Annotated in this window: 15 protein-coding genes; 11 read left to right on the top strand and 4 right to left on the bottom strand. The window is 31.9% G+C overall.

Annotated elements, in window-relative coordinates:
* Positions 1 to 2: 2 nt before the first annotated feature.
* Together N2712_01110 and N2712_01115 are read right to left on the bottom strand one after the other, a co-directional pair.
* Entirely contained in the window at positions 3 to 1,238 is a 1,236-nt protein-coding gene (locus tag N2712_01110) for a putative sugar nucleotidyl transferase (protein MCX8028581.1), read from the bottom strand.
* A complete protein-coding gene (locus N2712_01115) occupies positions 1,239 to 1,637 on the bottom strand; it encodes a hypothetical protein (protein ID MCX8028582.1) in 399 nt (132 codons plus the stop codon).
* Between the two features lie 136 nt (positions 1,638 to 1,773).
* On the opposite strand from N2712_01115, the gene N2712_01120 reads away from it, so the two are divergent.
* The 3 genes from N2712_01120 to N2712_01130 all read left to right on the top strand — a co-directional run bounded on the left by N2712_01120 (position 1,774) and on the right by N2712_01130 (position 7,103).
* Positions 1,774 to 4,746, top strand: a complete 2,973-nt coding sequence (locus tag N2712_01120; GenBank protein MCX8028583.1) for a hypothetical protein — start codon at positions 1,774 to 1,776, stop codon at positions 4,744 to 4,746.
* A 245-nt stretch (positions 4,747 to 4,991) separates the two neighbouring features.
* Positions 4,992 to 5,957: a cysteine synthase A gene (gene cysK / locus N2712_01125; GenBank protein ID MCX8028584.1), complete on the top strand. Its 966-nt coding sequence runs from the start codon at positions 4,992 to 4,994 to the stop codon at positions 5,955 to 5,957.
* A gap of 528 nt (positions 5,958 to 6,485) precedes the next feature.
* Positions 6,486 to 7,103 (top strand): hypothetical protein, encoded by a 618-nt coding sequence (locus N2712_01130; GenBank protein MCX8028585.1) that lies wholly within the window; start codon positions 6,486 to 6,488, stop codon positions 7,101 to 7,103.
* Between the two features lie 211 nt (positions 7,104 to 7,314).
* Here the strand turns inward: N2712_01130 and N2712_01135 are convergent, their stop codons facing one another.
* Positions 7,315 to 9,006, bottom strand: a complete 1,692-nt coding sequence (locus N2712_01135; protein ID MCX8028586.1) for a polysaccharide deacetylase family protein — start codon at positions 9,004 to 9,006, stop codon at positions 7,315 to 7,317.
* Positions 9,007 to 11,076: 2,070 nt separating this feature from the next.
* Between N2712_01135 and N2712_01140 the strand changes: the two genes are divergently transcribed.
* From N2712_01140 to N2712_01175, 8 genes are all read left to right on the top strand, one after another.
* A complete protein-coding gene (locus N2712_01140; protein ID MCX8028587.1) occupies positions 11,077 to 11,922 on the top strand; it encodes an OmpA family protein in 846 nt (281 codons plus the stop codon).
* A 204-nt stretch (positions 11,923 to 12,126) separates the two neighbouring features.
* Positions 12,127 to 12,909: a heme-copper oxidase subunit III gene (locus tag N2712_01145; GenBank protein ID MCX8028588.1), complete on the top strand. Its 783-nt coding sequence runs from the start codon at positions 12,127 to 12,129 to the stop codon at positions 12,907 to 12,909.
* A 1-nt stretch (position 12,910) separates the two neighbouring features.
* Positions 12,911 to 13,693 (top strand): SCO family protein, encoded by a 783-nt coding sequence (locus N2712_01150; GenBank protein MCX8028589.1) that lies wholly within the window; start codon positions 12,911 to 12,913, stop codon positions 13,691 to 13,693.
* Complete coding sequence (coxB, locus tag N2712_01155) at positions 13,690 to 14,388, top strand: cytochrome c oxidase subunit II (protein MCX8028590.1); 699 nt, start codon at positions 13,690 to 13,692, stop codon at positions 14,386 to 14,388. The genes N2712_01150 and coxB overlap by 4 nt, the downstream gene beginning before the upstream one ends.
* Positions 14,389 to 14,403: 15 nt before the next feature.
* Positions 14,404 to 16,086, top strand: a complete 1,683-nt coding sequence (locus tag N2712_01160; GenBank protein MCX8028591.1) for a cbb3-type cytochrome c oxidase subunit I — start codon at positions 14,404 to 14,406, stop codon at positions 16,084 to 16,086.
* Between the two features lie 19 nt (positions 16,087 to 16,105).
* Positions 16,106 to 16,681 carry a DUF2231 domain-containing protein gene (locus tag N2712_01165; protein MCX8028592.1) on the top strand — a complete coding sequence of 192 codons (576 nt, stop codon included), beginning with the start codon at positions 16,106 to 16,108 and terminating at the stop codon, positions 16,679 to 16,681.
* 218 nt (positions 16,682 to 16,899) lie between these two features.
* Entirely contained in the window at positions 16,900 to 19,122 is a 2,223-nt protein-coding gene (purL, locus tag N2712_01170) for a phosphoribosylformylglycinamidine synthase subunit PurL (GenBank protein MCX8028593.1), read from the top strand.
* Positions 19,097 to 19,852 (top strand): hypothetical protein, encoded by a 756-nt coding sequence (locus N2712_01175; protein MCX8028594.1) that lies wholly within the window; start codon positions 19,097 to 19,099, stop codon positions 19,850 to 19,852. Before purL ends, N2712_01175 begins: the two co-directional genes overlap by 26 nt.
* Here the strand turns inward: N2712_01175 and N2712_01180 are convergent.
* Positions 19,841 to 22,306, bottom strand: a complete 2,466-nt coding sequence (locus tag N2712_01180; protein ID MCX8028595.1) for a CoA-disulfide reductase — start codon at positions 22,304 to 22,306, stop codon at positions 19,841 to 19,843. The genes N2712_01175 and N2712_01180 overlap by 12 nt on opposite strands.
* Positions 22,307 to 22,510: the final 204 nt, after the last annotated feature.

The raw sequence follows: 22,510 nt of genomic DNA on the forward strand, positions 1-22,510 counted from the left end.
AGCTATTCTCTTGCTGAATTATACAAGTTTCTTATCAAATCTTCAATAAATTTATCAAACACTTTATCTCTTCTCGAAAACATAACCCTGGTCATGTTTATAAATCTATCAAGCGGAAACCTCTTGTAAGGTTCCCTACCACCCCAAGCAAAATGTGGTACATATTTTCTAACTAATTCACCCTCAAAGAAAACATTAGCACCTACTCCTATAATAGTTCCTGTATTTATCAAAACCCCTATACCTATCTTAGAAAAATCACCAATAAAACATCCAACCTTAAGTAAGCCTGTGTTAACAATCTTGTTAGGTTTAATAAAAACTTTAACCTCATCATAAGTATTCTTCAAATCACTATTTGTCGCCATAGCTCCTATATTTACCCACTGACCTACATAAGAATGCCCTATAAATCCTTCGTGATTTTTGTTCGAGTAGGAATCAATTATAGTCTCTTCAACTTCACCAGACACTTTACAAACATTTCTAATATTACTTCCCTCTCTTATCCTTGCTTGACTTACCACAGATCTCTTGCCTATATAGGCAGGACCAGTTATAACTGTAAGAGAGTTTATTCTAGCTTCAGTATCAATATAAACAGGCCCGCTAGATACATCAATAAAAACTCCTTTTGAAATATTAGCTTTAGGAGAAATTATTATCATGTCCTTGCTACCTTCTAACTCGATATTAGTAGCATACAAGCTACGAGAAATCCTAGATAATATCTCAAAATCCTTCTCAATAAGAAAAGTATTAAGATAAACTAAATCCCAAGGATAAAAACAAAAATTATTGATAGTATAAATCTTTACTTCATCAATGTTTACGGTTAAAGCATCTCTTACCATCTGAACATCGTTTTTGTATAGCCCATCAAACAATAATTCTGGCTCTGATATGTCGGAAGAGTTTATATGTAAGTACACTATAATACCGTTATAAAGGCCGATTGTATTAAGAGTATCCTTAAAATTTTGGGACGGATACAAATACATCGTGTTAAGAAAGATAATTTCATTTTTTCTAGATATATCTTGAACTGATAGTATCTTACTGTCTGGAAAATAAAAAGAAACTTCCTTACGTGAAATAACCTTAACCTCTGAGTCATACAAATTTGCTATTCTCTCATACACAGTCATTATACCACTTTTCAGGTCATGTAAAGGTCTAACGAGCGAAAATGGTTCTAATCTCTCTACAGAACTAGTTTCTTCAAAGAGGACTATCATTTAAAACCCTCTCTTCATCTTTGAATACAATCTACGACCTAACACAACCTGGGGAATTCTATCCCCAAAACTACCAGATTTCTCAAACAATAACTCTAAATAATACTTTGACTTATCATAGTTGTTATTTAAATAGTTTATAAAACCTAATTCATATATCGACCATAGATAAACTCTAGTCAGAGCATCAGATGGCTCTTTAATATCAGAATATTTTCTAATAACTTCTTCGTATAGAAACTCTGCTTCCCTAACATAACCTTCTGAATAATACTTTATAGCAAGCCTGTATACATCATCAATATCCATCTTATCTATTTGTTCTTTGCTCTCTCTTACAGCAATCCCACACCCAGACATTAAAACCACCATCAAAAAAAACACAATTATGTTCTTCATAATACTTACTCTAATTCTAATCAATAAATCTAAACTCTATCAAACTTATACATCCCCAAACATATATAACACAAAGCAAGTAAAAAATCTATTTACTTCTTGAAGTAATATAGTAAATTTATCTATACTTCTGTATATGTATATAACCAAACTTGTAAAATCAGCTAAAACAATAAGCATACTCAACTACATACTCATCTCCTTATTAGGAGTACTATTAATTTCTTTGAGTTTCTCTATATTGCTCACTATTTTAGACTTTAACTTTATCATTCCACCAATTATTTTCATAATCTTAATAACTATAACCTTAGCAGTAATTATAACATTAGTACTAAAACAAATACTTAAACTATTACCAACAACAAATGCTAACATCGAAAGATTAATTCTTTCTAAAAGACAATTTCTCATAGACTCTTTAATAGAGGCTGATAGAAAAAATATTAATATCCTAACACAAAAAGACGAAGAAACAATAAGTAAATCCCTAAAAAAGCTACTAAAAACCCAAATTGGCATTTTATTAATAACCATATTATTACTAGTAGGAATACTGGGAATCGTTATCAAAAACAAGAATGGAATAGAAGAATTATACAACTTTCTATTCTCAAGTCCTCACATAGAGTATAATGACTACATATCTTCCTCAATACCAATATCTATCAAACTAATACCTACCTACAAAGCAGAATTCTTTGCATCTGCCGAAAACATTTACTATCTAACAAATTCAAACAACATTCTGAATACATCTTTCTATACATCTTCTACAAATATAACTATTTTCGCACGAAAGTACGGAATAATAAAAGAAATTCAAAAACTAACTCCAAAATTCATATCTGAACTAGCATTACTAAACCAAATTGTCGAAATATACTTCAACAACATAAAATTGTCTTCTTATGATTACATACCAACAATCGAAGCAGTCAAAGGAAGTAAAATAATACTCAACTTAGAGTTCTCCCACAACATAAAAGATGCAATAACACAACCTAATTTAAGAGAAGTCAGCATAAATCTAAACAGAAACAAAGTTACCTTGACGATTAAACCTACTAAAAAATTTGAATTTGATATAAAAGTTTCAGATATATTCAGCAGAAACTTAAATCTCGAAGGTATACAAATTCTCATTAGAACAAATGACATTCCTATTGTAAACATAAAATATCCAGAAAAAGATCTCATACTCATTTCAAAATTCATTCTTGAAGGATACGGGGAAATAGTAGATAACGATAGAATAATAAATAGTTGGATGGAAATTGAAATCAGTAATTCGTTAATAGGAATAACTAAAAAAATAAAAACACCTACAAATATAAACGGTATATCCTTCAAATACGAGGAAAACTTTAGTTTTGTACTAGATTCAACCATATATAACTTCTTACCTGGAGACTATGTAAAAGTTACCATTTTCGCGAAAGATATATACGGAGACATAGGTTTCGATAAGAGAACTATTTATCTTCCAACATTTTCTCAAATAGCAAAAATGCTTGATAAGGGATTACAAGAAACAAAAGAAAAAATATCAAAACAAAAAGAAAACATCATAGAATCAAGATACGAAATTAACAAAAGAAAAATAGACACATCAAAACTAATTGAAAGAATACAAAGTCTAAAAGAACTATCAACAAATCTAACAGAACTTACAGAAGCAATCAAAAATATATATGAACAGATAGATAAAACAAAAAGCATAAAAGAAGAATTTGAAAAACTTGACAAAATATCAGAAAAATTACTCAACATACTAAACGATAAGGAATTCAAAGAAATAGTAGAAAAACTATCAAAAAGAGAATACTCCCCCCAACAACTCTCAACAAAATTAGAAGATATAACCAAAGCCTTAACAGAACTTGAAATGCAAGTCAATAAAATAATGGAATTCAAAGATATTCTAAAATCTATTTCAAGTATAAGAGAAATTGAAAATAAATTAGAAGAACTATCACACAAAGAAAACAATAATCAAATAGATGACAAAATAAAAGAATTTACAAAAAGCGAAGAATTCTCAAGAATGAGCCAAGAATTCAAAAGCAGTTTTCTAGATAAAGTAAAACAAATTGAAAATGCTATTAAGCAAAAAGAAAATCTTAGTAAAGAAATATCAAAAATCCTAAAAGATATGGACTTCGAAATTTACAAAGAAATAATGAGAAAACTATCAGAAATAAACAAAAAACAAAAGAGTAAACTCTGGGAGGTTTATTTTAATATACTTTCATCTCAATACTTAATACAAAAATCCAAAAAGGAAATAGACAAAGTAGCACTACGATACCCTAAGATAGCAGTAGAAATACTTAAAGATAAATTTAGAGACGTATCAACTGCAATCAAACACTTTAGACTTACCTTAAATGAATTCCTAAATGATTTTTCACTAAATCCAGAGTTATCACAAGTTTATTCTGAAATAGAGTATGTCACAAGAGAGTTAGAAAAAGAATTTAACTTCTTTACAGAAGCAATATCATCTGGAATAAGCTTTTCAATATCATCAAGCACCCAAAACATAATTGACAAAATATCATTCATTCTGTCTAAACTATTAGACTTATACGAAAAAATGAACGAAGGAATGAATATACAACAAGCAGGTGTAAATATTAATGACATAATGGAAACGTATAGGCAAATATCAAAAGCACTAAAAGAAATGCTAGAAAATGGTATAAACGAAAAAGAGCTTTCAGAAATAGAAAAACTACTAGAAGAAGCAATCAAACAAGCAAAATCACTAGAAGGCAAAGATAACATAAGCGGTAATGCCAAAAGAATAAGAGAAGAACTTGAAGAAATACTAAACAAAATCAAAGAACGAAAACTTGAACTTGCATATGAAAAAGCAAAAAACACTGAACTTAACTTACTCGAATACCAAAGAGGTATGTTTGAAAGAGGTATATCCGAAAAAAGAGAAGCAGAAAAACCTAAACACTACAACCCACCTAAACTAGCTATAATACCAAATATATCAGATAAAAAAATCAGTATAAAAGATCCATTCATAAGAAAAAAGTACCTAGAAATAGTAAATAAGTACAGAAAAATAATCAACAACACCAACCCTTTCTAAAAAAAAATCAATAAACCATTCAAAAGATAAAACCAATCAACTCCTTTCAGGAAATAAGGAAACAACTCTAACAAAAAATTATTTCAAAACTAGTAAAACCAAATTAACTAACAATCCAGTATATGCCACCTAAAACTCTCCTACTTACCAATCGTAAATTTTATACGAAACTACAATTTACTTAATCAAAAATAAATAATTAAAAAAGTTGAAAAATTCAAATATATAAAATCATAATTAATCATATGAAAAGCAATATAAGTAACAGAACAAGCATAAAATCTGGGACAGAGGTAGGTAATAGCATACTTGATTTATTTTTTAATACACCAATTGTCAAATTGAACAAGTTAGTAGACGAAAATATGGCCGATGTCTATGTTAAACTAGAGTTTATGTCCCCAGGCGGATCCATAAAGGACAGAGTAGCTTTTGGGATGATTAGAGATGCAGAAAACAAGGGATTACTAAGAGAAGACAGTGTTATAATAGAACCAACCAGTGGTAACACAGGTATTGCTATAGCCTTAATAGCTAGTGCTAAGGGATACAAATCTATAATCGTCATACCTGAAACTCTATGTTTGGAGAGAGTTTACATAATTGAGAACTATGGAGCTGAGGTAGTAGTTACACCTGGAGAACTTGGTATGAATGGAGCAATACAAAAAGCAAAAGATTTATTGATAAAAATTCCTAACTCTATAATGCTAGACCAGTTTTCTAATCCTTCAAACCCAAAGATACACGAAGAAACTACTGCTTCCGAAATAATAGAGAGTATGGGATGCAACATAGATGCTTTTGTTGCTGGAGTTGGAACAGGAGGCACTATAACAGGAGTCGGTAAGGTACTAAAAAGGAACTGTCTAAATACCCTAGTAGTTGCTGTCGAACCAGAAGGATCTCCAGTAATAAGTGGAGGTAAACCAGGCTTTCATAGAATCCAAGGTATAGGAGCAGGATTTATTCCATCAATACTTGACTTAAATGTAATAGACGAAATAATAAAAGTATCAGACATGGATGCATACAAAACAACACAAGCACTTGCAGTTGGTGAAGGCATATTTGCAGGTATATCTTCGGGTGCTAATGTATTCGCTTCATTGAAAATTGCAAAGAGACTTGGCAAAGGCAAAAAAGTACTAACCATACTTCCAGATTCAGGTGATAGATATTTCTCACTAAAACAATATTTTGACTTCTAAATCTTATTCTAAGAAGTAAGATTTAACCTCGCTTTTCAAAGAAAATAGGATTATACAACAATATCACACTATATAACATAATCTCCCAAAAATATAGTAGTAACTTGAAACATGAAAAATACGACCCCATATCAATTTTTTAGATAAACACTTACTCACTGAAAGAACCATTTCTACGCTCAAAAAGCCGTAGGTAAAACACTAACTTTACACGAATTTGCCAAAATATAAATTTGAACTCAAACACAATAACATCAGAAAATCTTGGTACAACCATTCTAAGTGAAAATCCTATCTATGAAATACTATGTTATTATAGTACGCTTAAAACACTGATTTAAGGCATCAGGAAAGATATTTTTGCAAATAATATACATGGCATCCAGTTGTGTACTAAACAGAATCAGTTGTTTACTTAAACAAACTAACACTACCTTGAGACAAAGTTAGAATAATACTCTAACCCAAGAAGATATAACAACAGTATATTTAGAAAAAGCAAATGTAATGAGTTTATAATTAGTATGTATGATAAGGGAAAAAATAATAATCGTATTTCTAATGCTATCGGTGAACGTCTTTGGTTTTTTGATTGACATGTCAGAAACTAATAGGGAATACTTCGAAAAAATCATAAATTCAACCTATATAAACTTATCACTACCAAACCTTGAAGTTTACTCAACATACATACAAGAGTTTTCAAAAGAGTATATAGGGATTGATAAAGTATCATCCTTTTTGATATTATCGAATAATTCATTAATACTTAACATCACAAATGAAAAAACAAATATCAATCTATCAAGACTAACTATTCCTTTCATGGAAGGAATGGAAGTATTATACTTATTACCAACTAAGGAATATCAGAAGAGATTTGTAAAGTTTCAAGTAGCAAATTACGGAGATACAAAAATATTATCCCTATGGCAAAACGAGAAAACTTATATAGTGCTATATATAGCAGAAAACTTAATCCAAAGAGTTGACTACTGGCTTAAAGAAAACAACGATAACATAATGTTATGGTCGTATTTATGTGCCTACCGAGATAATAAAAAAGATAGGAAAACTATAAGCGGGATATTATTTAATATACAAGCAAAAGAGTTCTACAAATTCGACTTTAGGCCGCTACCCTAAAAACTCCAACTAGCATACCTAAAATATGTAATTACACAAGTAACATGTAAAGTTTGATAAAAGGTTTTATTCTAAAACAATTATCATCAAACTTAAGTATACAAAAAATCTTAACTTTTACCAAAAAACACTACCAACAAAAGTTCTAAAATTAATTACTCTAACCATGATCAGAGGAAAAACAATTATATCTTAGTACTAATAGTCACCTCTAATTCTTGATGAAATCTAGTATCTTCAAAAAAACATCACCTGACAAAAACATTTCAACAGTTGATAGATTAAACTTCTCTACTATGGATGGAACTACGTTAGTAATAACTCTTACATTGTATTCAAAGTTATCATTGTACATAACCAAAATCTTCTGATCGTAGTTAATTCTACGGCCTTCTTTCAAAATAGACTTCCAAAACTGGTTTAACCCTAAAAAATAGGATATAGGCTGTATGAATGAGAAGACCAGAAAAGGCGACCATTGAATCTTATAAATAATATCTCTAACTTTCTCTTCTTCCAAGTGAGAAAACTTCAAGTTTATATTTGCACCAACATAATCAATAAATACTTTAATATTAACTTTGTCTCCAAACTCTTTACTGAAAGGTGTTTTTGAATAAGGACTAATGTAAGCTAAGTTTAGAAGAACTGATACTTTAACTCCTTCAGAAACATTATTAAAATCGTATTTGCCACGTGAAATAAGAGAATTATAAAGCTTTATATTAGATTCCAAATCCATCAACGTTTTACTTTCCAAAATTGATGGATTAATTGCCAGGATCTTCAGGATTTTTTTCAAAGGCATACGATTAAAGCAATAAAAAAGAAGGTCAAACCCATCACCCCAAGTTATAATAATTACATTTCTGCTAGGTAAAATATTCAGTACACTTTCGAGAGACTTACTCACACCTTGCAATGTAATATCCTTAATCAAATCATAATAGACTTCATACTTGTAAAAAGGAAAACTATATACTTCACTATAAAAAACCCACACATCAACATTATACTCTCTTAATCTATCAATCATAGGTTTAAACCAAGAAGGACCAACATACATTGAAGGAACAACTAGAACAGAAAATTCTGGATACTCCACAGGAAAGTGATACAATTTTGCCTTCAGACCTTTTACTTCACTTTTCACATGATAAACCCTATAGTCAAGATTGGAATTTCCATAAACACTATCTAAAAACTCTCTAAACTGACCCAAAGTAGTATGGTTGAATATAATATATCTTGGTAACTTATAATACTTTGATTTACTACCCACAATAGGACTATCATCAACTGTAAAAGAAACTTTATATGTTTTTGAAGCAAGTTTATACGCAGAACTATCTCCAACACCGAATGGATAAGCAAAAGCAAACACTTCGATACCTACCTTATCTTCTATATATTTTTTGGAATACACAACTTCTTGGTAGAGTATATCACTCGGTAAATCCTTTAGAAAAAGATGAGAATAACTATGAGAGCCAATTATAAAACCACTAGAAGATAAGCCTTTTATCTCATCCCAAGAAAAAAAATCCTTACCCCCAATAACTTTTGGATATATGAAAAATGTTGTCCTCGTATTTTTAGATTTTAGAAATTCAATAGTTCTTTGAGGTAACTTCCATCCATCATCAAATGTTATTGAAATAGTGTATTCTGAAGTAGCCATAGTATTCGTAAAGTAATCCAAGCCAACTAGTTTAAAATTCATTTTATTTGCTTCATGAATTTGAAGCTCTAACATCTCTGGTAAAACAGAGTATATATCTTTCATAGAGTAACCAATCTTATGATAACATAACACGATGCTATTAGCATAAGATGAACTAAACGCAAAAACAACCAAACTAACTTTCAAAATAAGATTTATCACAATTAACTCGATTCTCATAAAACCATACTACCCATTTTCAACTTTCAGTATAATACTTCGGAAATAGACATGCTAAATTTATTTTTAACACCTTATCTAAAAATCAAAGCGAATTTTTTATTAAAACAAGTCATACTTACAACTCAGCTTTATTTTTAAAAGACAAATGGTTATATTTAGAATACATAAAAAGTACTTAAGGAGGTGTATATGAAAAAAATAGTAGCATCAATCCTATTTTTGAGTGTCATCAGTTACAATCTTTTCGCCGACTTAGTAAAAGGTAGTGAATTTCTAAATGCCAACATATCTGCAAACGATCAAGCTGTAGGAGGAAGTAGTTTAGCAAACACAGAAACTTCCTCTTCAATACTCATAAACCCCTCTTCAGGCGCTTACCTAAAGCAATTTTCGATAACAACTTCATTAGGTGGATTTACTTCAACTGGTACTTATGGAATACTAGGAATATCATACCCTACTCTAATAGGTACATTTTCAGGACAATTACTCTACTATGGATTACCATCAGGACCTAATATCTTTGGTGGTACACTAGCATTCTCAAAGGATGTTGCCGATGAACTTGGCATAGGCTTTGGAATTACTGCAACTAGTGGAGTAAGCATAGGTATAAACTTAGGTTTCACTTACAAACCTATAAGAGATTTCACCCCAGGTCTTGGATTAAAGGATCTTTCTTGGGGAACTTCCCTTTTGAATCTAGGATTACCTGTTATCATATCAAACTATGACCCTTTTCCATCATTACCTACTCTCAAAAGTGGTATTGACTTAATGTTTTTGAGAACCGATCCTGTCAAGTTTTCAGTTGACGCAGGAGTTACTTTAGGTGCATGGGGACTTAACGCTGAAGTAAACAGCGGACTCAAAATAAATATACTAGATACTATAATAATAAAAGGAGGTGGACTAGCAGGTAACAACAGACTTGGATGGGGAGTAGGAACAACACTGAGATATGCTATAGAAAGACAATGGGGTATAGAAAGACTTGACATTAGGTTTCATTATTCATTACTCAACATAGTAAATTCATCCTCAGGAATAAGAGACATAGGACATTGGTTTGGATTTGATTTTGCATTGGGAACTATAGATTCCACTCCACCCAAAATTGAAATAAACCTAGATACAGCAAAAGAAAACACTCAAAATACAATCAATGTAAACCTATCAAAAAATCTAAAATTCTTAAACTTTGGAACAGCAACCGAACAAAAAACAATTTATATCTCTCCCAACTATGATGGTAGAAAAGATAAAGTGAAAATAAATCTAAACATTCAGGAAAGTGGTATTCTAAGAGAGTGGAAAATAATAATCAAAGACAACAAAGGTAATGTTGTAAAAACAATTGAATCTAAAATCAGAAGAGATTTCTCCTTGGACTTTGAAGAGTTGTTTAGAAGATTATTCATACCAAAAGAATCTGTAAACGTACCAAACTTTGTACACTGGGATGGAACAGACACAAAAGGTAAAGTTGTACCAGACGGCGAATATACATTACAAGTATTTGCTAAGGATATAGAAGGAAATGAATCAGCATCAAAGATATTCAGAGTTATAGTTGACAATACACCACCAATAGGTAGTGTATCAGTACCATACCTAATATTTTCACCAAATGGAGATGGAAATAAAGATGATATAACATTTTTTCTAAGAAATCTTACAACAGGAGATGAATGGGAGTGTTGGATAGAAGATCAAAAAGATAACAAACTAAAAACTTGGAAATTAGGAATCACTCCACAGGATAAGATAGTGTGGACAGGATTAGGAGATAATGGGAAATTATTACCAGACGGAAACTACACTTTCTATCTCAAAGGTGAAGACTTAGCAGGAAATATCTTCATAACAAACATAAAAGGTATATTAATATCAACTAAACTCAGAAATATCCTTATATCTTCAGATATATACGAAATATCACCAAACAACGATGGAATATTTGACAAAGCAAACATAAATATATTTATCGACGATTTCAACGGCCTTCAAAAGCTTAATATATATGTCAAAGATCCAAGAACTGGAAAAGTCCTAAGAAGCTGGAACATGGAAGGCGGAAGGTTTATAACAAACATAATATGGGATGGAACAGATAACACAGGAAACATAGTACAAGATGATGTGTATATAATATATGCTGATGCAGAATATATAGACGGTAATAAACCAGTATCACCTGAAATATCAGTAAAATTAGATATAACTCCACCTCAAACAAAAATATCTTTTGAGCCATCGATATTTTCACCAGACAATGACGGAGTTGATGATGAGGTCACTTTCAAAATAAACGTTTCAGACGATTCCGAGATAGAAAACTGGGTATTTAAAATATGGTATCCTAATGGTAAAAAAGTCTTCAAAGAATTTAAAGGTAGCGGAATTCCACCAACAGAAATAATATGGGATGGTACAGGAGATAACGGAGATTTAGTTGACAGTGCAGAAGAATATCCCTTAAGTTTCGAAATTTCAGACAAGTTAGGCAATAAAACATCCGTTAGACCTGCTGTTTTACCAACTGATATACTAATTGAAGTAACACCATATGGATATAAAATAAGAGTACATAGCATTGAATTCGCATTTAACAGTGCAGAACTAACTCCCAAAGGAGCTCAAATAGTAAGAAGGGTAGCAGATAAACTCAAAAAATTTGGAGGATATAGAATAAGAGTAGAAGGACACACAGATAACATAGGATCTTATGACTACAACCTAAAACTATCAAAAGCAAGAGCAGAATCAGTCAAAAGAGAACTCGTAAGGAACGGATTGCGAGAAGATAGAATAACAACAGAAGGATACTCATTCGATAGACCTATAGCACCAAATGATACAGAAGAAGGTAGAGCAAGAAACAGAAGAGTTGAATTTATACTCATAAAGTAAGTAATCTTAAAAGGGGGATACCCCCTCAAGCTTATCAAATCAGCAACCATAAGTACTCTAAACTTACAAAGAATTCCATACCAAAATCGGTTAGTATCTGTTAAATAACTCAAGAACATCACTACCAAATATGTAATTCGTGGTCTTCATAGTTCTAGAAAAATTCTATTGAATTTAAAAAGTGTTTTTAATATTATTTATACCATGAAAAACACTATAAAAAATGTAGGATTTCAAATTGAATCTCAAGAACACCTAAGTATATGGCCTTTTATTTCTGCTATTTCGGTATTTCTAATATTTATTGGTATATTATTTTACTTTGTTTATAACTCTCAATTAGTTGGAACAATAATAATAGGAGCTAGTCTAGCGATAATAGTATTCAGTTCAGCAGGTTGGACTAGAGAAATATTTTATATAGGCCGAGATGAAAAACTTGGTGCTAGAGGTACAATATGGTTTATATGTGCTGAAACTATAATATTTGGAGTAATAATAGTATCTTTCATATCTGCTAGAGTACAATACTTTGATCAATGGATATTATCAATACCTAAGTTTAACTACTATTTAGTTGGACTTTTAACACTTATATTGTGGACATCTAGTTACACAATATGGAAAGCAAAAAAGTCCCTTGAAAATAATAATCTCAAAGGATACCAGTTAGGCCTTATACTAACCATACTATTAGGTAGTACATTTTTAGCTATCCATGCTTACGAATGGACACACTTATGGGAAGAAGGATTCACAATATCATCGAGTATATTCGGAACAATATTTTATTCACTAACAGGTATTCATGCATCTCATGTCTTAGTAGGTATTTTGATACAAATAATCCTACTTATAAACTCAAATAAAGCATTAGGATACATTACACCAATAAAGGCAGGTAGCTTGTATTGGCATTTTGTTGACATTGCTTGGCTTCTAGTAGCATCAACTGCATACCTACTAGGTGGATATGGGAGGTTTTAGAATGAAATGGCATTTAGCTATAGTATTGATATTATTCATAGAAAATATTTTATATTCAACACCATCTATGAAACATACTACATCATTCCTAGATCCAAATGTGATGGTAATAGATGAAAAAAACTATATTGGAAAGATAACAAAAGATTTTAATTTCATAACTGAAGATGGTTCAACAAATTCAATAAAAAATTTTACGAAAGGTAAACCAACAATAATACTACCTATCTTTTTTAACTGTACAACAGGATGTCCATTAACATTACACAGTACTTTGAACAGTATACAAAATATAAAAAGAGATTTTAGTCTTCTAGTTCTATCATTTGATTACAATGATACACTTCAAACCATGAAAGAATTTAAAGAATTACATTCAAGAAATTATAAAGACCCTAGAGTAAAATATGCTATACTAACCAAAGATAGCCTAAATAATTTTACAAATTCAACTGGTTTCAAGTTTTTCTTCTCAGTTAGGGATAATACTTTTGTACATACTCTAGTCTTGATATTCTTATCACCTGAAGGCAAAATAACCAGATACCTTTTAGGGTCTAATCCCAAAGAAGGTAATATTTCCCTAGCACTCGCAGAAGCAAGCATAAGTAAGTTTTCTATAAACTCAATAATAGACTTAGCATTCTTAGTATGTTACTCCTATGACATCAAAACGAGACAATACCTAATTAATCCTACCATAATTTTTGGTAGTATAGGAATTATCCTAGTTGGAATCACTGTCACAATTTCAATAATACTATCTAGGAGGAGAACAGAATGATATTGGATTTACTTTCAAAAATGATTTTCCCTTTTCTAAATACTGCTGAAAACATAGCCCAACCTAGAGCATATTGGGAAAATTCTTACTTAGTTTGGCTTATTACATCAATAATATTCTTTGTTTCTATATTAGTAATAGGAATATACATAGTTATAAGATACAGGTATATAAAGGGTAAAAACGAGGAAGGAGCTCATATTGAAGGTAACACTACACTTGAGATAGTTTGGATTGTAATTCCAACTATACTCGCAATATTTCTAGCAACCTACTCATTTGCAAATTTCATGTACCAAAGGACATTACCTGCAGATGGTATTGAAGTAAAAATAACTGCTTTTATGTGGGGATGGGAAATAGAATACGAAAACGGCAAAACCGTAGTCACATCATTCAATCCAGAAAAACCATTCGAAAAATCTGAAGAGGAAAAATTTTATTTACCAGTAGGCAGAAAAATAAGAGTACTTCTTTCTTCAAGAGATGTAGTACACTCATTTTATGTTCAACCAGCAATGATAACAGAAGATGTAGTTCCAGGTAGAATAACTTACATGTGGTTTCAGATAAATAAAGAAGGAGAGTATTATGCTTTTTGTCGAGAATACTGTGGTAGTTGGCATTCCTATATGATTGCTGTACTAAAAGTAGTAAACGAGGAAGAGTTTAATAAATGGCTTTCTCAAAAGTAATGATTGGAGGTATATATGGAGAATATCAAAAAAGAAATACTCAGTGAAGAAAAAGATACGAAAAAACATGATGATAAACCTTGGTATTCAGGAAGTCTTAAAGAGTGGATATTTACTACAGATCACAAGAAGATAGGAATATTATATTTTTTCACATCCTTTGCTTTTTTTCTCATAGCAGGAATAATGGGAATGCTTATAAGGTATGAACTCACAAATCCTGGTATACAGTTGCCTAGTATAGCAGGTCAAGAAGGAGCAGATCTTTATAACTTCCTACTTACCGGACATGGTGTATTAATGCTTTTGTGGTGGGCAGTAGCAGTATGGACTGGAGCATTCGGTAATTTTCTTGTACCACTTATGATAGGAGCAAAGGATGTAGCATTTCCAAGGTTAAATGCTTTTAGCTATTGGGTATTCCTTGGAGCAAGTGTCATGGTATTACTTACCATGATACCTGGAAACTGGATAAAGACACTATGGACTGCATATCCACCATTTGCTAATAATCCTAATGCAGGTCCTGTAGCATTTTATACACTCATTATAAACCTATATGGAATAGCTGCAACTGCAGGATCTGTTAATTTTGTTGCTACAATACTATCTATGAGAGCAAAAGGAATGAACCTAAGAAAAGTAAACCTATTTGTACATACTATACTAGGAGCAAATTTAATACAGTTATTTGGTGTTCCAGCATTCTTAGGAGCGGTAAATCTATTATTTCTAGACAAGTATATAGGTACAAACTTTTTTAATCCTGAAGTAGGAGGAGATCCATTACTTTATCAAAACATATTCTGGTTTTATTCACATCCAGCAGTATACGTTATGATATTACCAGCATTTGGAATATATTCTGAAGTCATAGCAACTATGTCAAGAAAACCTATATTTGGATATATTTCAATGGTTATAGCAATATATCTTATATCACTAATAGGCTTTACTGTGTGGATTCATCACATGTTTGCAGCAGGAATACCAGATTGGGCAAGAGTTGCATTTTCTTACACTACAATACTAGTAGGTGTACCAACAGGTATAAAGATATTCAACTGGCTTGCAACCATGTACAAGGGATCAATAAAACTTACAACACCGATGCTATTCGTCTTAGGTGGACTTTTCACATTTCTTATAGGAGGACTAACTGGAGTACTACTATCAATGGTTTCAGCTAACCTAGGATTAACTGACTCTATGTTTGTAGTAGGACATTTCCACTATGTTCTAGGAATGTCAGTTACATTCGCAGCTTTAGCAGGGATAATGTACTGGTTTCCAAAAGTCACAGGTAAAATGTACAATGAAAAACTAGGTATCTGGTCCTTTACTCTTTCTTTCATCGGAGCAAATATATTTTATTTCTTCCAAACTTTTTCAGGAGTATTAGGTATATCTAGAAGATACGCAGACTACCCAAACATACCAGAATGGGTATTAGTAAATCAAATACAAACAGTAGGAGCAGTACTAATTTTCATTGGAATATTACTATTCGTAGTAAACATATTTATATCTATTAGAAAAGATCAGAAAGCAACATTAAATCCCTGGCAATCACCATCACTTGAATGGAGTTCTACATACACCCCCGTTACAATAGGGAATTTCAAAAAAGAAAATATAGAAGTCTCAAAAGACTGGCATCCGTATTCTTTTTATAAAGGATATCATGAACATTTCTAATAGATTTTAGGAGGTAATTATGAAAAAAACACTATTAATTTTGCTAACCATCTTACTAGTTACATTATCAACAACATCAATATTCGCACATGACAAAGGTAAAATACCAGCTTCTGAAGTTGAAAAAATACAAGTATATCCTAGCATTACCAAACTACATCCACCAACAACTCATTTCGCTATAGGATTCCCAATATTCCTTTTACTAGCTGAAATACTATACCTTATAACCAAAAGAAAACCAGACATAATAGAGCTTTTCATGGTTATAGTAGCAGTAGGAGGAGTATTATTAGGAACAATAAGTGGATTATACATCTACTATAACATGCAAGAACCCGTTATAAAAGAAGCACATGAAGTATTCGAAGCTCATGAAATACTAGGAATAATACTCAGCATAATATACCTTGTAATACTAGGTATAAGAATACTATACGAAGTAGTTAAAGATGAAAAAGCAAAAAGTCTAGTTAGGTGGATATATTTGTCTATTCTAGCATTCTCAGTACTATTACTATTATATCAAGGATGGTTAGGCGGAGTAATGGTATATGAATACGGTATAGGTGTTATATACCAGTACTTAATGTAAAGATAGCCTTAACTCTTACTAACATTAAATAACTAACAAATAGAAAAAGCTTTGACTTCTGAACAGTTATCTTACCAAACTAAGATAATAACTCTAACCATAAAGCTAGTAAAAATCAAGGAATTAAAAATACTCATCAAATTCTAGTTTCTTTCAAATTGAGTAGAAACGATTGGATATTTTATAATTATAGCTATAAAACTTATCTGGAGAGAAAAATGTCAACTGAAGTAAAACCTATAGAAGAAAACGTTAAGAAGCAATTGGAAGTTCTAAACCTTTCTTTAGAAGAGTATGAAATGATTATTAATTACCTAGGTAGAAAACCTAATGAAGTTGAACTTGGGATGTTTGGTGCGTTATGGAGTGAACATTGCGGATACAAGCATACCAGGAAATTACTAAAAGAATTACCAACTGAAGGTAAATACATTTACCAAGGACCTGGAGAAAATGCAGGTGTTATAAAAGTCGATGATATCGCAATAGTTTTCAAAATAGAAAGTCACAATCATCCTAGCGCAGTTGAACCATACCAAGGAGCTGCAACAGGTGTTGGAGGTATAGTAAGAGATATACTCGCTATGGGAGCAAGGCCTATAGCACTTCTTGATTCTCTAAGATTTGGCAATCCTTCAAAACCAGAGGTAAGATATACTATCGAAGGAGTTGTAAAAGGTATATCAGATTACGGAAACTGTATAGGAGTACCAACAGTAGCAGGAGAAGTTTATTTCGAGGATGCTTATGAAAAAAATCCTTTAGTCAATGTAATGTGCGTCGGAATAACAAAAATTGATAACCTAGTCAAGTCAGTAGCTAAGGGAATTGGTAACTTAGTTGTGTACTACGGAGCAAAAACAGGGAGAGATGGAGTACATGGGGCTACTTTTGCTTCAGCAGAACTTGATACATCCTCAAAAGAGGATAAATCCAGCATCCAAATAGCAGATCCTTTCGTTGAGAAAAAACTTATAGAAGCAACACTCGAATTAGCGGAAAAAAAACTTGTAGTAGCAATACAAGATATGGGAGCTGCTGGATTAACCAGCTCTTCTTGCGAAATGGCATCCAAAGGAGGGGTTGGAATCGAACTAAATCTTGAAAAAGTACCAGTTAGAGTTAGTGACATAACTCCTTATGAAATAATGTTATCTGAATCTCAAGAAAGAATGCTAGCAATAGTGGAACCATCAAAGCTAGAAGAAGTATCAAAAATACTACAAAAGTGGGAATTAGATTGGGCTGTAATAGGTAAAATAACAAATACAAAACACTGTGTGATAAAATATAAAGATAAAGTAATAGCAGATTTACCACTTAAATACCTCGTAGAAGAGGTACCATTCTACTTAAAACCATCAAAAGAGGATCCAGAAGTTAGAAGAATAAGAGATATAAAACCTACTGTAAACATAGAAGACTACAAATCAACCATACTAAAGTTAATATCATCTCCGAATATCTCTTCAAAGAAATGGATATATGAGCAGTATGATTGGTCTGTTCAAACAAACACTGTTATACCACCTGGCAAAGCTGGTGCTTCCGTAATTAGGATAAAAGGAACGAATAAGGGAATAGCAATTAAAGTTGATGGCAACGGTAGATATATGTACTCACATCCTTACATAGGGGCTATGGTAGCAGTAGCTGAATCAGCAAGAAATGTATCATTCGTAGGAGCAGAACCTGCAGGAATAACAAACTGCTTGAACTTTGGATCACCTGATAATGAAAACGTATCACATCAAATACAACAAGGCATAAAAGGCGTAGCTAAAGCTTGTAAAGAGCTTAATATACCCGTAACAGGCGGAAATGCATCACTCTACAATGAATACGAAAATAAGCCAATTTATCCCACAATAACTATAGGATGCGTAGGTATAATAGACGATATAAGCAAAATAGTAGATAGCGAATTCAAAAAACCCGGAGACCTTATAGCTTTAATTGGTAACGAAACAAAAGAAGATTTCGGTATGGCAGAAATACTTAAGGTCCTAGATAAAGAACTCTGCGGTAAACCCCCTATAATAGAGTTTGAAGTTGAAAAGAAACTACAAGAGTTTGCAAGGTTTGTTATAAAACATGGACTTATATCATCAGCAAACGATCTATCAGAAGGTGGATTAATAGTATCAATCATCGAAAGCATGGTAGATACCGAATTAGGAGCAGCAATCGACTTATCTTCATTACCAGTATATCCAACAATAGCATTATTCTCAGAAACCCAAAGTAGAGGCATATTCTCATTCGATCCTGAATTCTTAGATACTATCAAAACAATATCTCACCATTATAACCTCAAGTTCAGAGTAATAGGAGAAGTAATAAAAGAAAATAAACTCATCATAAAAGGCTTTAAAAACCAAGAAAGCATAATCATCACAAAAGAAGAGCTAAAGAATGCATATTATAGCAATAATTTTTAGTCTAATAATATCAATCAACATCTATGCATTCAACAACTACAATACGGTTACACTATCTAGTGGGTTTTCGGATATAAGAAAATATATTCAACTAGAAGTAGGCATAGAGTATAACAACATATTAGTTAATGCTTTGTTCAATTTATCAGATTATGGATCCTTTAAAAACTACTATTTAGTAAACCCTAGTTACTACATTTACGAAGGAGAAAACAACCTATATGACATCATAACGATACTAGATAGTGGCTTTAAATTCAACAAAATTTCAGTTTTAGGTAGAATTGAAATAAATGGTGTAAGCTTTCAAACTCAAATAATTAAGCTGAGTTGCGGACTTAACACTAGTTTTGAAATCACTAAAAACCTAAAAGCTGGAATTGATATTAGCAAACTAAATCTATTTTATCCAAACTTAGACTTGAAATGTTATCTTGAGTTCGTAAGCAGTGAATTCTTACAAAAGTTATGCATTTCAATGTTTAAAACTCAACTAAGCTATCCAACAATACAGATATTTTCAGAAATCAGAATAGTAGACATTAATTACACTAAACTAAACGTAGGATTTGGATATAACGGAGTATTCGGTGGATATCATCTTTATCCTTACATTACAAAAATAAAAATATTCATTCCACTGGATATAACACTAGGATTGGAAGTGAGGTTTTCACAAAACCTCTTTGAAAATAAAATTTTCATATCCTATGAACCCTTAGATGAATAGGTTAAGATTCGAGTTCGAAGCATTTGCTATATATGTTGCAACACCTCCAACTTTTATGCCATCAATCAACTCTTCTTTTTTTATACCCATAACATCCATAGACATCTGACAAGCAACTATTTCAACTCCACTTTTCATAGCATTCTGTATAAGTTCTTCGAGTGTAGCAATATTTTTTTTCTTCATGATCCATCTTATGATCTTAGGCCCAATACCAAACATATTCATTTTAGATAGCTTGAGATCTTTGGTACCCTTAGGTAACATAATACCAAACATTCTTGATACAAGATCTTTCTCAACTTTTACTTTAGAATCTCTTTTGAGTGCGTTTAGCCCCCAGAAAGTGAAAAACATAGACACTTTCTTACCAGCAGACAAAGCACCATTAGCTATGATAAACGACGCTATTAATCTATCTAGATCATCATCAAAAACTATTATAGTAGCAGAATCGCTGTTTGAAACAACCCTTGTATCAGAGATAGTTTGTTGAGAAGATTTTTCTAAAATTGCCTCTATAACACCTTTTTCTTGCTTTATAGATAAGAGTTTATTACCTGTTACATCAGCCCAAGCCTTTACATCATTAGCAAAACCAGGATCAGTTGCTTTTATTACTAATCTCGCTCCTCTAGGAACTCTATCTACCGTCTCCCTTAGCTTAAGTATAGGACCTGGACACTGAAGCCCACAAGCATCAACTTCAACTACCATACCATTACCTTCTTTCAACGGTTCCTGAGTTACAAGATCAGATAAATCAACTCTATAGCCAGCAAATATATCTTCATTACCCTGCTTTTGAGTCACAACTTCATAAGTTTTATAACCACCTGTAAAATTATAGACTTCTTCAAAACCGTGCTGATATAAAATTCTACACGCAACATAAGCTCTAAGTCCAACTCCACAATATACAACTATCTTTTTGTCTCTTGGTAATTTATCAATATTGTTTCTTATTTCATCAACTGGTATATTAACAGCACCATCAATATGTCCCAAATCGTACTCATCCTTTGTCCTTACATCGAGAACAAAAATGTTTGATCTATCACTACTTAAAAATTCATCCCACGTTATTATTTTCTGCTTACCAGTTAGAACATTTTCAGCAACATAACCTGCTATATTAACAGGATCCTTAGCCGACGAATATGGTGGAGCATAAGCATGATCAAGATCAACCAAATCATATACGGTCAATCCTGCCTGTATAGCAGTAGATAAAACGTCTATTCTCTTATCAACTCCCTCATAACCAACTGCTTGAGCACCAAGTATCTTCCCATCATCAGGAGAAAATATAAGCTTAATAGACATAGGTAAAGCGCCAGGATAGTATCCAGCATGTGATGAAGGATGGATTATAATATACTTGTAAGGTATTCCTTCTCTTCTAAGTAGCTTCTCTGTTGCACCAGTAACAGCAACAGTTATGTCAAAAACTTTAGCAATTGCAGTACCTATTGAACCTTTGTACTTTCTCTTGTTGTTAAAAACAATGTTGTCCGCAACAATTCTACCCTGTAAATTAGCAGGCCATGCTAAAGGAATACCTATTCTCTTCTTTATTACAGGGTGGTAAACTTCAATAGCATCACCTATAGCATATATATCAGGATCAGAAGTTTGTAAATAATCGTTAACAACTATGTGCCCCCTCTCCCCCAATTCAAGACCTGCTTCTTTCGCTAATTTACTTTCAGGCCTAACACCAATAGAAAGAATTACCATATCAACCGTTAATTTCCTACCACTGCTTAGATTAACAGATATTCTACCATCAATTTCTTTATCAAAACTAGCTACACTATCTTTTAGATAAAACTCAACGTTTTTAGTCTTGAGATGTTGATGAACTAAAGCAGCCATTTCAAAATCAATAACCCCCATAACTTGTTCCATAGCCTCAACAATAGTAACCAAAATACCTCTGTGTGATAGGTTTTCAGCCATCTCAAGACCTATAAATCCCGCTCCAACTATAACGGCTCTACGAGGCTTATTTAAATCAATAAAATCCTTTATCTTATCAGTATCCTTTATATCCCTAAGGGTAAATATGTTAGATAAATCTATACCAGGTATAGGCGGTTTGACAGGTATAGCACCAGGCGATAAAACAAGTTTATCATACTTCTCAGTATATTCATTACCAGTCCTTAAGTCCTTAACCAAAACTTCTTTCTTATCTCTATCTATTTTTAAAACTTCACTCCTAGTCCTAATATCAACATTAAACCTCTTAACAAAACCTTCAACAGTCTGAACTAGCAAATTCTCTCTCTCTTTTATAACTCCTCCTATGTAATAAGGTAAACCGCAGTTTGCATAAGATATATAATCTCCTCTCTCAAAAACTACTATCTCAGCACTCTCATCAAGTCTCCTTAGTCTAGCAGCTACAGACATTCCACCTGCAACTCCACCAACTATAACACACTTCATACTATCCCTCCATAAACTCCTACCAGTATATAGTATATGATAATATAACTTAAAATAAAGTTTACAACAACAAATCACATTATTATTAAAAACATCACAGCTCAAAATTAAGAATTTTCTAAACTTCAACCAGCTTATGAATAAATTTTACATTTCATCACTAACATGAAGAATAACTTGAAAAAACTAAATCAGGATATAAAA

The sequence above is a fragment of the Brevinematales bacterium genome (assembly GCA_026415355.1).
Classification (GTDB): domain Bacteria; phylum Spirochaetota; class Brevinematia; order DTOW01; family DTOW01; genus SKYB106.